A 14581-nucleotide genomic window follows, 5' to 3' on the forward strand; every position below is an offset into this window, starting at 1 on the left:
TGCAAATCAGCGGTCTGTTTGTATTCGATTATCAATAACGAAGGGTGTTTTGCCGCTGTGCTTGTTTCGTGTGAAAGCCGATTCCGCACACTCTTGAACTTCTACTGTTAAAAAGCCGTTGTTTACCGCGTTCGACAAGGCTTCATCGGTCAAGAGGGACTGGCGAACATTGCCGCTGTCTGAATTGACTAAAACCCGCAGCCGTTCCATGCCGTCCAGTGCGTGGTCCAGCTGAATTTGAATCGGTCTGCCGACTCGTTCTTGCAGCGCCGATGGCGAAATGAACTCTGTGCCTATCCGCAGCAGCTTGCCGTGGCGCTGAAGCAATTCGAACCGCGGCGATTCAAGTCCGCAAGGGCAGGGGCCGGGCACCCAGCGACCGGTATCGCCTACGTCATAGCGGCGCACGTTCTGACCTTGGCGCGCCCGGGAGGTAAACAGCAATCGTCCGATGTCATCGGCCTGAACCGGCACATCCTGTTCGATCTCGACGATTTCCAGATGCTGGGTATCGCACATCAAATGAAATACCCCATTGGCCGTCGCTGCACACGCATGCCCCAAAGGGCCGGCATCGACCGAGCCATACATCGCTGAGCGAATCTGCAACACTCCACAACTTTCCATCAGGCGCAGGCTGGCCTCTGCCGGGTGTTCACCGCCGAGGAACACTTTTTGGATGCCACCGTAAACGCGCAGGCGTTCCTGTTCGTTGAAAAACAGACGGTGCAAGGTGCTCGGCATGCCAATCAGCACGGTGATGCGGTGGTCCGCGATCATTTGCGCTATTTCGCCAAAGTCGTCATTTGGCGGTGCCCCCATCGGGAAATGGGTCACCTCCATCTGCTCAAGCACCTTGGTGAAACTGGAAAACCCGCCATACAAGCCACCGCCGTAAAACAGGTTCATCACCCGGTCCGTCGATGGGTCAAGGCCGGCGGCGAACATGCCGTCGGCCGCCGCGCGCATTTGGCGCTCGAAGTCGCGATAGCTGTACCCGGCCAACGCCGGGTTGCCACTGCTGCCACCCGAACGAAAATACAGCTGGGCTGCGCCACTGATGGGCTGGGCCATGAACGCGTTTTTATCGAGGATCGGCAGCTGGTGTAAGTCGGGAGCGGTCGGACGCACGTCGAGTGTTGCGCGGCCCCCTGCCACATCGGGCGGCAGGCTCACCGAGAGACGGCGACTCAGACGCGACAGCGCGTACACACCATCATGCGGTTCTCCGGCGTAACCATCCTGAATAGAACCGCAGGGCGCAATGCGCGTGACCCCCGCGTTGACCAGTGTGCGTACCAGCTGTGGCGCTTGTGCGGGTGAACAGATCAGCGCGCAACTCTGCAACACGGTACGCCACGGCAGCAGCGCCTCGGCGATCAAGTGTTGCGGCACGGGTTTGAGCATCAGCGTGCGGAACAGTGGCGATGGGGCCAGTGTTTGATCATGCTCCCAGATGATGCGCCATCCCGGGCCGTTCCAGACCTGGCCGGTCTGGTTTGCAAAGCAGAGATCCAGTCGAGCCATGGCGCATCGGGTGGTGATTTCCGAAGCTTCCTGATCGGTCGGGGTGAGTGCCGGCCACTGCCGGGCACGGCGTTCAAACGCTTCGACCATTTGTTCACCCAGCCCCTGCAAAACCATGGGATCGTCACTGTCGACCAACAGCCATTGCGGGCTGGAGCAAGCCTGTTGATCCAGACTGCAGACTTCATCCACCAAGGCATCCAGCGTAGAGGCAGTGGCCGCGTCTGGCGACAGGTAAGCGAAACTGATTCTGTGACCCCAGTCGATCCAGCGACATCCGGCCGGGATGTGTTGACGAAGGGCTTTAAGGGACGCTTCGCCGCCCCAGGCTGACACGCCATCGGCGTGCGTGCAGAGTTCAGGGATCTGTGCCGTACTGACAGGCAGCACCGCGACGAAATCTGCCAACCTGCCGCTGGTGTCACACTGCACCAGTGCCGCGAGTAACCGAGCGGTCACTCCTGCGTCGCTGGAACTGGGGCGCAGCCAATTGATGTTGCCGGCCAGCAGGCTTTCGATGATCGCGCAGAACGCCAACAGCGGTGCATTGCCTGGCGTCACATGCACCACCAGCCCCAGCGGGTGCCAGCTTTCAAAACTCGTTTGCCGGTAGTCGATACGTCGTAGCGAACGGGGTTGGTCGCCCAGTTCTCGTTCAAGCTTGGTGCTGAGGCTGCTGCGCTGACAGAAGTCGACGAGCCCTTGGCGTTGTTCATCGTTGAGGGGCAAATCAACTGTTCGAGTCTGCAATTGCAGGGCAAAACGAGTGACGGTTTCAATCACGGTTTCGCTGTCGATCGGTGCACTCAGTAGCCGTGGCAATTGTTGGTGCAGTTGCTCAAGGGTCGCCTCAAGGGTGACATCGCTACGCAGTTGGCCATTGATCAAGTACATGTCATGCCCCTCCCATCAGTTCGGACGCGGCCATTGCGCAGCTTCGGCTAGCGGTTGTTCCCGCGCGTCCATGCAGCTCAAACCAGTCGGTCGTCAAGCCACACCCGCAGCTTGCGCCGGGGTGCAATGTCGCCAGATCGCTCATCACCACGGCATGCGCCGGGCTTGAAGAAATGTAGGGCGACACGAGCTCAAGCAAGCCGCGCCGACCATACGGCTGAACGGTGAAGTCGGCGGCGTTGCGTATGAAGACTTTCGAGTAGATCGGCACATGAAAATGCTGATGAGCACACTGGACGTAAGGCACGGCATGCTCGACGGCTCCGTAGCCATCCCTGCAGCGAGTCAGGTCGATACCCAATTGGCGATTGATCCGTTGATACAACCCTGACAGAGACATTTCCTGCGCCGCCTGGGTTTTCCAGCCCCCCCCGAGAAACACCAATGATTCGCTCGGCAGCTTGAGGTCCGTCAGGCCGGTGTCGTCCATATGTTTCAACGCATGGGACAGGAACGCTGGAAACCCGAGAATGCGCACGGGCAAGCCTTCTTCAGCAAATTGCTGCAAGGCGTGGACAACCCCGAACGGGTCGAACGCGTGCCCATTTCCCGTGCGGCGCAGTCCATAGGCGACTCGGTTGACGGGGGCATAGCTGCATAGAAACTGATCGGTGAAAGCGGTTCCAAGGCTAATGACTGCCTCGGGTTCATAGCTCAGTAGCAAATAGTTGCAGGGGCTGCCTGGAGTGTCCCAGCCGTAGTGCCGAAAAATGTGGCTCACCATGCCTTGGGCGGCAGCCATGCTGCGTGTGTCATAGCGCATGCGACTTTTTTGGCCGCTGGTCCCGGACGACGTCAGCTCAAGTGCGTCTTTTCCCGGAGAACCCAGCAATAAATGGCGCTTGAAATAGTTGGCAAAAATCGGCGGCAGTCTTGACCAGTCATCCATCGATTCCAGCGCGTTGGCATCAAATCCATTGGCGTGCAGCCAGCGCTCATAGCCTGGCGTGTGTTGGCAATGGAACAGACTGATTTCACTCATCGCCCGATCAAACAGGCCGTCTGGTACCGAATCCAGGCAATAGGGTTTCGTTAACGCGCAAAGCGCATCGGTATAGGGTAAATGGATCATCAGTGGACCTGTGCTTGGGGATCAGACGGTAAGTGCGACAGCGTTGCGGCGTAGAAAAAACCGCAAGGGCAACAGGCATAGAAGCCCGGCGATGCCCGCCATCAGGGAGAAGGATTCATGGCTGTAACCAGCGCCGACGGCCGCGAGCATCGAACCACCGCCCCCCATGATGACAATCGAGATCATGCCGATCATGGCCGAGACCAGGCCTTTGCTGTCATCGCTTGAGAACAACGCAAGGCGATAGAGTGCGGCGTTGCTCATGCCGAGACCGACCGCGTACAGCCCAAGACAACCGATCAGCAACGGGGTCGAGACGCCGTAGGCACTGAGCGCGATCAACGCGATGAGCCCACCGCAGAACGGCCAGAGCGCGTATCGAATCAGTTGTGGGATGTCGGTCTTGGCGATCAATCGATTGAGTATCAGGTTGCCAAGAATGACCGCGGCAAACACCGGGATTTGCCACAGGCCATACGCAAGCGGCGAAAGTCCTTGGTTGTGCATCAGCAACAGTGGCGCCAACCCGATCCAGGCAATCAACGGCAAACTCATGATGCCCAGTGCGACGCTGGCGCTCAGGAATCGCGTGTTACCGAGCAGTGCGGCATAACGGCGCACGGTACCACCCCATTCAAACGGCACGGTCATCAGGCGTTGACCGTCATGGCGTAACGTTCCCACGGTTTCCGGCATGTACACATAAAGTGCCAGCCAGACCGCCATGCCGCTCACGCCCAGCAGTAAAAACAGTTCCCTCCAGGTCAGCCATTCCAGCAGCAGGCTGCCCAATAGCGGGCCGAGGAGGGGAGAAAGCAGTGCGACATTTCCCAGCAATGCCATGATTTTTACCGCGTCCGCTTCGCAGAACACTTCCTGCAATGCCGGGTAGCTGACGGCGATGACAAACCCCAATCCCATGCCCTGGATCAGGCGTAGTCCATTGAACGCATAAATGCTTTGCACACTGAATGCAGCACTGCAGGCGAGGGCGAATACCGCCGAACCGATAAGTAACATTCTACGGCGACCAACGTGATCGGACAGTGGTCCGATAAGCCACTGCAAGAGTATCCCTCCTGCCAGATACAGATTGAAAGCGAATGGGACATGTTGTGCACTTGCATTCAAGTCATGAGTGACAGTCAACATGGCCGGCATGACCATATCGCTGGCCATATAAGTCAGTAATTCGAAAAACGTTATTGCGAAGCAAAAGCCAAGCAAATGATACGGGCTTATATTGATCAAAGGCCTGTTCATATGTTCCCTGTTTTTTGCGGCGAGTTAATGGGTGTGTGCTCTTGTTGCGCGGTAAGAGTATCCAGCGATCAGGGGGGGCTCTAATGAAGGATTGAAACAGGACGTTTCAGCTGTTTGCAAGATGATGCAATGTGAATCACAGGGCGGAAAGTATTAATGGGTTTAACGAAAATGCCCGCGACAGCGCGGGCATTAGTTAAGAAGTTATCGGATTGTTCCTACGCACTAAAGTAAATAATGTATAGCCCTTATTCCGGTCGGAAGTTATCGATGCTCGTAATAACCGGGCCCGCCACGGTCATAGTGGTGATCCCCGTGCCAACCGCCGTGGGGGAAAACGATGCAGCCACTCAAGGCCAACAGTGCGATCAGGGGAATCAGCAGTGTGATTCGACGAAACATTTCGAAATCCTCATGGTTAGCGCCGCTATGAAGCCAAATCTCTTCATCGGCTGTAACATGAGACCCCGTTTACAGCTCGCCATCCCCGAAGAAATGTAGGGGGCTGGCATGCGTTCGGATACAAAGTGGATACATTTTCAGGTTCAGGAACTCGCAATGACTCAATCGCAACGTTTGAAATACTCGATTTTGATCTCTCTGGTTGTGCTGGGGATCATGTTCGGCCTTTCGTATCTGCAAAACGAAGGTGTCATCAGCGAGAAGCTGTTTCAGTACATCGCCATTGGTGTGGCGGTGGTCGTGGTGGTGATCAACGGCGTGATGCGTCGCAAGGTCAAGCCTTGAGCGACGTATCTTCAACGGGTGAATCGCGATGGAGCATGGCTACAGCGTGCGGATGCAGACTGTAGCTTTTGTCCGGATTGAGCGTGATCACGCCTTCGCTGCACAAACGTTTCAACACTTCCCGCACGCTGAGAAAGGACAAGGGAATATCCAGGTCCAGCAACTGACTGTGCACGCCCCGCACGCCGAGACTGCGGTCGCTTTCGGCGGCGACCAGCAGGGCATCGATGACTTTGAGGCGAATCAGGCTGGTGCGCAGGCCAAAGCTTTTGAGCAGCAACCGGATACGCTCATTGGCGTTGCGCTCGCCGCGCGGTTCGAAAATACCGGAGCCTATGGCAGGGCCCGAGGGTGCATTGCTACCGTCCATTGGCAGTTGCGAGTTGTACATGCAAAAACTCCTTTTCCGAGCCGGCCAGAAAATGTGAAGGGGGCTCTCAGTCATTTAGACGTATGAGCACGACAAATAATGAAGGCCCAAATGTAGAAAATTTGTCAGCGCCATGTGAGCAGCCTGTGAGAAAGCTATTTGGAATGGCTTTGCGAGCCTAAATTTTTGTCTTTTGTTTCGTTCCTGAAAGAAGGCTGGGTGTTTGTCTATTCGATCAGGAGCGGGTGTGATTACTTTCAGGCAGTTAACCAGGCTAAGCCTTGCGGGTTTGTTAGTGGCGTTGAGTCTTGCGGCAAACGCCCGCAGTCAGCCAGAACAGGCGAGCGCTGACATTCGCCGCACCAGTTTCGGCGTGCCTCACATTCGCGCCGTCAACGAACGGGGGCTCGGTTATGGCATCGGGTACGCCTACGCGCAGGACAACCTGTGTTTGCTGGCCAACGAAATTGTCACCGTCAATGGTGAGCGCTCCCGCTATTTCGGGCCGGAACAACGGACTGCCGAAGAGCGCGAGAATCTGGTCAGCGACCTGTTTTTCACCTGGCTGAACACACCAGATGCCGTTGCCGGTTTCTGGCAGGCGCAAACGCCCGAAGTACAGCAACTCATTGACGGTTACGTCGCCGGATATAACCGTTCGCTGGCAGAACGCCGGGCACAGGGTTTGCCTGCACAGTGTCAGGGAACCTGGGTGCGCGAGATGACGGCCCAGGACCTGGTCAAGCTGACCCGTCGTCTGCTGGTCGAAGGTGGAGTAGGGCAGTTCGCCGAAGCGTTGGCGGGTGCCACCCCGCCCCAAGCCGTTACGCAATTGTCCGCTGAGTTGTCGTCGTTCCAGGTGGCGGCCTCGCGCATGCAGCGGTTTTCGCTGGATCGCGGGAGTAACGCCGTGGCCATCGGCAGCGAGCGTTCTCTCAACGGTCGCGGGATGCTGCTAGCCAATCCGCATTTCCCCTGGGTCGGCGCAATGCGCTTCTATCAGATGCACCTGACCATTCCCGGCAAACTGGATGTGATGGGCGCTGTGCTGCCAGGGTTGCCGATGATAAACATCGGGTTCAACCAGCACCTGGCCTGGAGCCACACCGTGGACTCATCCAAACACTTCACGCTGTATCGACTGCAGCTTGATCCCAAGGATTCGACCCGCTACCTGCTCGACGGCAAGTCCTTGCCGATGAAGCAACAAACCCTGGTGGTGGATGTGCAGCAACCGGATGGTCAGACCCTGCCGGTTTCTCATGTGGTGTACAGCACGTCCTTCGGCCCGATCGTGCAATGGCCCGGAAAACTGGCGTGGGATCATCAATACGCGTACAGCCTGCGCGATGCCAACCTCGATAACGATCGGGTCCTTCAGCAGTGGTATGCGATGAACCAGGCAAACAGCCTCAAGGATTTTCAGGCCTCGGTGCACGCCCTCCAGGGCATTCCGTGGGTCAACACCCTGGCCGTGGATGATCAGGGGCAAACGCTGTACATGAACCTCTCGGTGGTGCCAAACGTCAATGCCGAAAAACTGGCCCGGTGCAGCGATCCAGGGGCCGGGTTGCAAATGATCGTGCTAGACGGCTCCAACAGTGCCTGCGCTTGGGACATTGACCCGCAAGCGGCGCAAAAAGGCATTTATGCCGCAGATAAATTACCGCAGTTGTCGCGCAGGGATTTTGTGCAGCACTCCAATGATTCCGCCTGGATGGTCAATCCGGCGCAACCGCTCACCGGGTTCTCGCCGCTGATCAGCCAGGAAGGCGAGCCTTTGGGCTTGCGCTCGCGTTTCGCACTGGATCGATTGAGCACGCTCAACAAGTCCGGGCCTGTGACGTCGGCGGATTTGCAACGGATGGTGATGGACGATCAGGTGTACCTGGCCGGGCAGATCATGCCAGATTTGCTGCAGTTCTGTTCGGGTGACCTGGGCGGCGATGCTACGGCGCTGAAGCCGCTGTGTGCCAGCTTCAAGGCGTGGGATCGCCGTGCGAATCTGGACAGCGGGCTGGGTTTTGTCCACTTCCAGAATGTCATGGAACCCTTGCAGCAAAATCCGGATATCTGGCGCGTGGCGTTTGATCCCGAAGATCCGCAAAACACCCCGAGAGGCCTGGCCATTGACCGGTCGGATGTTGCCAAGGCTCTTCGCGAGGCGATGCTCGCTTCGGTTGAACGGGTGAAAACCCAGGGATTAAAGCCCGCCACACGTTGGGGGGATGTTCAGGTGGTCAGCAGCGGCGGTCAGCAAACGCCGATCCATGGTGGACCCGGCACATTGGGCATCTACAACGCCATTCAAAGCGTGCCGAGAACAGATGGCAAACTTGAAGTGATCAGTGGCACGAGCTACTTGCAGGTGGTGACCTTCGATGACAAAGGACCGCACGCTGAAGGGTTGCTGGCGTTCTCGTTGTCCAGCGATCCGGGGTCGAGGTATGCGCGGGACCAGACGCTGGCGTTTTCGAAGAAGCAATGGAGTGTGCTGCCGTTTACCGAACAGCAGATAACGTCAGACCCGCAGTATCAGGCGCAGACGATCCGCGAGCAGGATGGAAAAGCAGCAAAGTTGGCTGCGCATTAACTGCAAAGGCACCTGGATCAAAAAACGAAGGCCGCACCCCACAAGGGTTGCGGCCTTCAGCTTTTAGGGGTTTGTAGCGGCATGGAGTTGAGGACCGGATTGCCGTCCTTGTTGCGGGTCAGGTAAACCGGCAGAACCTTGGGCAAGGACGCCACCAGGTTGTTGAGCTCCTTGATGTTGTAGATACCGCCGAGACGGATCTGGCCGGTGCTGTGGTCGGCCACCATCACGGGTTTGCTCAGGTAACGATTGATCAACGGCAGGGCATCGATGAGTGCCAGGTTATCAAGCACCAGTTTGCCACTGCGCCAGGCCAGCGAATTATCGTTGGCGTAGGTCTGACTGATTTGCGGCGTGTAGTCACCTTGTTTAAAGCGCGCCTGCATGGCGGGACCCAGACGTAAACCATCACCGGGCAGGTCGTCGTTGCTGGTGACCAGCACCGACCCTTCGATCAGGTTCACACGGACTTGGTCCTCGTACATCCAGACGTTGAATCGGGTCCCGGTGACCCGGATCCTGCCACTGGCGGCCTTGACGACCAGAGGGTGAGTCGTGTCATGGCTGACGCTGAAGAAGGCTTCGCCCTTTTTCAGCGTGACCCGGCGCTGATCCTTGTAGTTGCTGAACGTCAGCTCACTGCCAAGATTCAGTTCCACCTGACTGCCGTCGTTCAGGGTGACCTGGCGGACCGTATCACCGGCTTCAAAGTGTTGGTATGAGTTGGGCAACCAACCCAAACTCCACCCGCTGTACGCCGCCAGCGGCAACGCCAGGGCGCACACGGCGGCGGCAATGCCGAGACTGCGCCAAGGCGTGACAGGTTTGAGGTGCGCAGCATGATTGACGGCATCAGGGCGCGGCAGATCTCCGGCGACCTCCCAGATCTCCAGCATGGCTTCATATTCGAATGCATGCAGCGGATGGGCGTCATGCCATCGTTCGAACGCTACCCGTTCTTCAGTCGTGCAGTCGATGGCATGCAAGCGCATGCACCAATGCGCCGCGGCATCGGTGATCGCGTCATAGTCGTCTGGAGATAGAGAATTGTCGGTCATTGACTCATCCTGATTTCCGGCATTCTAACCTTGCGGGTCAGTCTGCGAGAACAGTCGTCATGGCAATTAACCATCAAATCCTCGCTTTTTTTCAGGTCAGGGCGTACTGACGTGGAGTTGTCGTCCCAGATGACCGATCAACCAGGCAACGCTGTCGGCGTTACTCAGTTGTACTTTGAGCCTGATCAGGGGATCTTTCTTGAACGTGTGCCGGGCTCCGCTCAGATTTTCTGCACCGGTCAACGTCAAGACAAAATCCTTGAGTTTCGAAGTATCTTCAAGCGTCGTATTACCCAGTTCCTCCCACTCGCCGGTATCAGGGTCCAGAATCATGAACAGTTGGGTATAGGGCGTCTTGGCTGAAAGAGCGGTGCTTTGAAGCTCGGTCAACCCTGTTTTGAGCAAGTGGCCAATCGAGTCTGACGACTCAATCAGATCAGCGAACGGGCGGCTGGCATCGAGGTAGCTAATGTCTTCGGCTTTGCAGGCGAGGTGTGCCAACTCATGAATAATCGTCATCGCGCGGCTATGGGCGCCGATAGGGAAATGCGTGTCACGCAGGTGCTGGCGGTAGTGCTCAAAGCCGGGACTGAAGAATTTATCGGCCAGGTGAATCTTTTGTTTCGCGTCATTCGGAACGATGAAGGCGAACGTATGTTCCGCGCCTTCGATCACTCTGCCGACGACAAAACGAGAGGAATCGGGCTTTCTCAGAGTGGGGTCGAGCAAGGCTGAAAAAACCCCCTGGATGGCTTGCTCAAGCTGTTCCACGTACGCCGGCAATACGTGCGGTACGCCGATAAAGTCTGCGACCAGTTGATGAATCGGAGTTGCGGTGTCGTCAGCATTCTTCAGCAGTTGCACATTCCGAAAGCAGTTCCAGGCATAAGTGGTTGCCTGGTCCAGTGCCTCGTCAATCTGACGCGCCCTGAATGGAAACAGTTTGCGGATTTGCGGCATTCCACGGGCGTCGACGTTCATGCCTCCCCACACCGCCATGGTGGTATCCAGTCGATCGAGAAGGCTGAAGTGAGGCAGGGACGTTTCCCGATCCAGGACCCATTGTTTCGCTATGTTTTGGCGCAGTACAGGGCCACGGACTTGGGTGCCGGCGATGCGCCATCGTGTGCCACGCTTGGCGACCGGATACACCTTTCCTTCAACGGGAGCGTACTGTTTGCGGGTTGTTGGGTGGGTATAGAGCCCAAGCGACGAGTCTGGTGTCAGTGAACCCAGGTCGACATCGATGCCCTCATGCCGGCTGACCTGCGTACGTTCGGCAGCAGTGATGTCGACATCATGCCAATTGAACCGGCGGGCGGACGCCGCCGATGCAGACGCCTGGGGCGTTGAAGGGACTGAAGTCTGATTCCCCAGCGATTGCCGTAGCGTCGCCAATTGAGCAATGCCGCTAATGAATGCGCTTATCGCTGGTCCCCAGTTGTGCGTCTGCAGGTCTTCAGCGGATTGCTTGAAGTTGCGGTAACTGCGCCAAACCGTAAGGGGGTAAGTGAGTTTTCCCATGAAATAAGAGAAGGCCTGCTGCAGGTCTTCACCCAGCACGTGTTTGATGGTCGTCCATTCCGTGGCTTTTTTGTCGTCGGACTGACAACCGAGCAATCTGCCCAACAGCGCCATGTTGTCATTGAACAACAGGCTGAACAGGTGCCCCTTGATCGCATTGGACGCCAGTGTGACCTCGCTGGCGTGATTCCCGGAAAACGCTGATGTTGCTCGTGTGGCTCGGTTTGGCGTGATCGACATCCGGTTTTCCAGCCGTGTCCGGTCGGGCTCCGGCAGGTTTGTCAGTATCCAGTCGAACAAGGGGCCTCGTGCTTTCAACTCTGTCAGCAGTTGCGCTTCGTTTTCATATTCCTTGATTCCGTGTCCAGGGCTGTGTGGCGCAACAAGGATTTGGGGTGCTGCGTTGTCGGTCGCCGAACCGATCAGATAGACCCCCGCAACGGTGATGGCCTGTGCCGGGTTGATCCCCAGGAACTCGAGCGGGCGAATGATTGCGTGGGCACCGTCGACTGCCGCGCGGGCGATGGCGTCGGGCATGTCCATGATTTGCTTGATCAGATCAAACCCGGTTTCGCTCAGGCGTTCTTGCAATTTTTCTGTGTGGGCGTAATGCAACAGTTGCCAGGGCAGTTGGCGGTAAAACCGTTGTCTGCGATTCGTATTGGCCGGGGTGTCGGCAAGAGCCCCACTCAGTATTTTTTGCTGTTGCTCCGCCGTTTTCAGGTTTCGTACCAGGTCCTTGATGTAGCGTTCGTCCATTAGTTCGGGAATCACGCTGCTATCAAGCGATTGCAGTTTGAATCGGGCCTGGTCCAGTTCCTTGAAATGCGTCAATGAAAATTCGGTGAGGGTTTGCACACTGGGGGGTGAAGTCGGCCGCGCGCTGAGCTGGATCTGAACCTTGTCCGGGTCGATGTCGAAGGTGTCTGCCTTGAGTTGTTGTACCAGTTCGGCGTGAGCCGTGCGCTGCACTGACCGCAGGCCCGTCAGGTAATCCTCGTCGTTTTTGACGTTATCGAGGTATTGCTGAAGCAGTTCTCCGTGCAGCACCAGGTCTTTAATCGAGGCGTTGGCCAACCCTGTTGGAAGTTTTTGTTGAGTCGTCAGGGACAGGGCAATATCCGTCGCACGGCGTAATCCTGTCAGCGGTTGCCGTAGCGCCACCAGGTTCAGCAGGTCCGTCAATGTCGAGGTGGGGAGCGCCGTGTCCAATGCGCGAGAGAGGCACGTCTGGTCGAGATGGACATAGGGCTTTTGAAGGTGATCGAGAAAATGCCCGTGGGTCCGTTGCAGCGGTGCCAGCGTGTAACTTTTGCCGGGTAATCGCTCGCCACGACCGAGGTTCTCCAGGAGTGTTAACCGCAGCGTGCGGTCCTTCAGACGATGATCAAGCGCGGTGCGTAATCGTGACAGTGACTCAAAGGCCTCAAATCCCGACGCCGGCGTCCACAAGACTGACTTGCCCGAATGTTTCGGGTCCAGTCCGCCTCGTTCAGTCAATACAAAACAGCTTGCCAGTTTTAACGGGGCGGTAAGGTCGCCTGGCTGCAGCGCCAGGGAAAATACCTCCGGCAAAAAGCCGTTAAGCGCGGCTCGTTGCAAGTGAATCGGGCTGTCGAGCACGGTTTTGATGATGGCCTGTTCCGTCGAACCGAGAGTCCGTGTGACCGTGCGCAACTTCAGTTCTGTGCGTAATGCCGTTGCCAGGGTATGTGCGAAACTCGATTGCAGGTTCGCCACCGATGAACTGACCAGGTTTTGTGCCTGCGCAAGGGTCCGCAGGCCTGGGGGAATAGCCGGGTGCTTGTCCAGCAGTTGATCGAGTGCCTGTTCTACCGACTCAAGGCGCACCAGACCTTCCTTTGCTGACTCGGCTCGCACGGTGACCGGTCGCGAACTCCAGCGTTGATCAACCCGTGTACTCCAGCGGCCGGCGGCATCGCAGGCCAGTAGCCGGTCGTCGAACAGGCCACGGACATCCAACGCATTATCAATCAAGGCATGAGGGGACAGCGTGCCATCGCTTTCACGGTAACGGCTCAACGCATGACTGAGGTTGTCCCGCTGCTTGCCGAGGATGCTGGCGATGACTTCTTCAAATACCGGCTCGGTGACGGGGTGTCCTTCAATCAAGCACTGCTCAGGCGGCAACCCCAGAAAGGTGCTGCGTTCATCCAGCGACATAACGTTGAGCAACGTGTCTTCATGCCCCTCGCTTTTGAGCATTTGCAGCACGATTTTCTTGATCGCGGACAACGTGTCGGTGGCTTCGATGCCGCGAGACGGGGTGTACAAAAATCCCAATGTATCGGTGCCGCCAATCATCAAGGCCGAGGCCAGCTCCACGTAGTGCTTGAAGGGAGCAGTGACCCGTATTTTTTCGACGCGCAGCGCAGCGTCCGTAGGGCCGCGGCTGACATTCATCAGTTGCAGGTATTCCTGCGTCGTTAACGTGCCCTCCTGGCGCTGGAGCAGGAGCTTGAGGTGGAACGAATCGCGCAAGCCCTCGCTGAAAAACGCTCGGCGTGACAGTCCACTGCTCATGGCCGTGTTCCAGAACACGTCGAGCTGGCTGTGCAAGTGCGGTGTGAAGCTTTGGGCGATCTCTTTTACCGCACTTTCCCAAGCAAGATTATCGGCACCGCTGCTCACGCCGTGCCCTGGATGGGCAAAGACCCTGGAGTCGCCCGCAGGCCACTGGTTGGTCAGGTAGAAGTGGAGGAGGGCATCACTGAGTGAGCGCTCGGCAATCGTGTGATGGTCTTCACCTTCGTTGAAGGGGGACGCTGTCCTGACAAAACACTTCAGTCGAGTCAGACGCTGGTCCAAACCGGGAAACGGCTTGTGCAATGCATGTTTCAGCGTGTCATCCAGCATTGATTGCAAGGTCGGTGTTTTAAGCAGTTCGCCCATCATCGCGTTGATGTTCAGTGCCTGACACTGCTCAAGCCTGATCTGCTGATCCTGAAACACGGCGCCGGCGATTTCTGCCGTGGAAATGTCGGGTGTCGCGTTGACGGACAGCGCGCAGCGTTGTTCGATAGAGATAAAGCGAAACAGCTCCTGTTTGTCAGTGTCCGACGCCAGCCACTCCTTGAGTTTGCTTTTGAGCTCGTCCATGTCCGCAAACTTGATCAAGCCTTTCCACGGTGTGTATAGCGTGACCTCGCCGTCCTCCGGCCGGCTCATGGCAAACGTGCCGGCCAATGGAATATCCGGTGTGCCCGGCCTGTTCAGTGACAGCAGGTAAACGTACATGGGGTCTTTTTGGGCGGTACGGGCGATATCGGTCGCCAAATACACGTTCTTCAACCATTTCAGGTCGGCGAGGGTGAAGTTCAGTGCTTTTTCGCGGTCACCGGGCTGCCGCGCCGTGGAGGCGTGTTCTGCCTCGTCGAAAAAATAGGGGACCAGTGGATCAGTCATGGCTTTTCCTCGATGTAGTGGGGGGAGGAAAAACGGTACGGTCATTG

At 57.1% G+C, this 14581-nt stretch carries 9 protein-coding genes; 2 read left to right on the forward strand and 7 right to left on the reverse strand.

Annotated elements, in window-relative coordinates; translation table 11 throughout:
- Window positions 1-6: 6 nt before the first annotated feature.
- The 4 genes from NL116_RS14205 to NL116_RS14220 form a co-directional block, all read right to left on the reverse strand.
- Window positions 7-2421 (reverse strand): aldehyde dehydrogenase family protein, encoded by a 2415-nt coding sequence (locus NL116_RS14205; protein WP_494377716.1) that lies wholly within the window; start codon window positions 2419-2421, stop codon window positions 7-9.
- 1 nt (window position 2422) lies between these two features.
- Window positions 2423-3553: a LuxE/PaaK family acyltransferase gene (locus tag NL116_RS14210; RefSeq protein ID WP_494377717.1), complete on the reverse strand. Its 1131-nt coding sequence runs from the start codon at window positions 3551-3553 to the stop codon at window positions 2423-2425.
- Between the two features lie 21 nt (window positions 3554-3574).
- Window positions 3575-4816, reverse strand: coding sequence for an MFS transporter (locus NL116_RS14215; RefSeq protein WP_494377718.1), 1242 nt, complete (start codon window positions 4814-4816; stop codon window positions 3575-3577).
- A gap of 264 nt (window positions 4817-5080) precedes the next feature.
- Window positions 5081-5218 (reverse strand): hypothetical protein, encoded by a 138-nt coding sequence (locus tag NL116_RS14220; RefSeq protein WP_494377719.1) that lies wholly within the window; start codon window positions 5216-5218, stop codon window positions 5081-5083.
- Between the two features lie 156 nt (window positions 5219-5374).
- Between NL116_RS14220 and NL116_RS14225 the strand changes: the two genes are divergently transcribed.
- Complete coding sequence (locus tag NL116_RS14225; RefSeq protein ID WP_494377720.1) at window positions 5375-5563, forward strand: hypothetical protein; 189 nt, start codon at window positions 5375-5377, stop codon at window positions 5561-5563.
- Here NL116_RS14225 and NL116_RS14230 read toward each other — a convergent pair.
- Window positions 5553-5954, reverse strand: coding sequence for a fe2+ zn2+ uptake regulation protein (locus NL116_RS14230; protein WP_494377721.1), 402 nt, complete (start codon window positions 5952-5954; stop codon window positions 5553-5555). The two genes, NL116_RS14225 and NL116_RS14230, sit on opposite strands and share 11 nt — an antisense overlap.
- Before the next feature lie 226 nt (window positions 5955-6180).
- Here NL116_RS14230 and pvdQ point away from each other — a divergent pair, with 226 nt between their 5' ends.
- Window positions 6181-8526 (forward strand): bifunctional acylase PvdQ, encoded by a 2346-nt coding sequence (gene pvdQ, locus NL116_RS14235; protein ID WP_494377722.1) that lies wholly within the window; start codon window positions 6181-6183, stop codon window positions 8524-8526.
- A gap of 56 nt (window positions 8527-8582) precedes the next feature.
- On the opposite strand, the gene NL116_RS14240 is transcribed toward pvdQ, so the two are convergent.
- Together NL116_RS14240 and NL116_RS14245 are read right to left on the reverse strand one after the other, a co-directional pair.
- Window positions 8583-9584: a FecR family protein gene (locus NL116_RS14240; RefSeq protein ID WP_494377723.1), complete on the reverse strand. Its 1002-nt coding sequence runs from the start codon at window positions 9582-9584 to the stop codon at window positions 8583-8585.
- Between the two features lie 96 nt (window positions 9585-9680).
- Window positions 9681-14534: a dermonecrotic toxin domain-containing protein gene (locus NL116_RS14245; RefSeq protein ID WP_494377724.1), complete on the reverse strand. Its 4854-nt coding sequence runs from the start codon at window positions 14532-14534 to the stop codon at window positions 9681-9683.
- Window positions 14535-14581: the final 47 nt, after the last annotated feature.

This window comes from Pseudomonas sp. FBCC-B1667 (genome assembly GCF_059133255.1).

Coding starts and splice junctions, on each gene's coding strand:
- NL116_RS14205 (WP_494377716.1), bottom strand. CDS start 2,421: ATGTACTTGATCAATGGCCAACTGCGTAGCGATGTCACCCTTGAGGCG.
- NL116_RS14210 (WP_494377717.1), bottom strand. CDS start 3,553: ATGATCCATTTACCCTATACCGATGCGCTTTGCGCGTTAACGAAACCC.
- NL116_RS14215 (WP_494377718.1), bottom strand. CDS start 4,816: ATGAACAGGCCTTTGATCAATATAAGCCCGTATCATTTGCTTGGCTTT.
- NL116_RS14220 (WP_494377719.1), bottom strand. CDS start 5,218: ATGTTTCGTCGAATCACACTGCTGATTCCCCTGATCGCACTGTTGGCC.
- NL116_RS14225 (WP_494377720.1), top strand. CDS start 5,375: ATGACTCAATCGCAACGTTTGAAATACTCGATTTTGATCTCTCTGGTT.
- NL116_RS14230 (WP_494377721.1), bottom strand. CDS start 5,954: ATGTACAACTCGCAACTGCCAATGGACGGTAGCAATGCACCCTCGGGC.
- NL116_RS14240 (WP_494377723.1), bottom strand. CDS start 9,584: ATGACCGACAATTCTCTATCTCCAGACGACTATGACGCGATCACCGAT.
- NL116_RS14245 (WP_494377724.1), bottom strand. CDS start 14,534: ATGACTGATCCACTGGTCCCCTATTTTTTCGACGAGGCAGAACACGCC.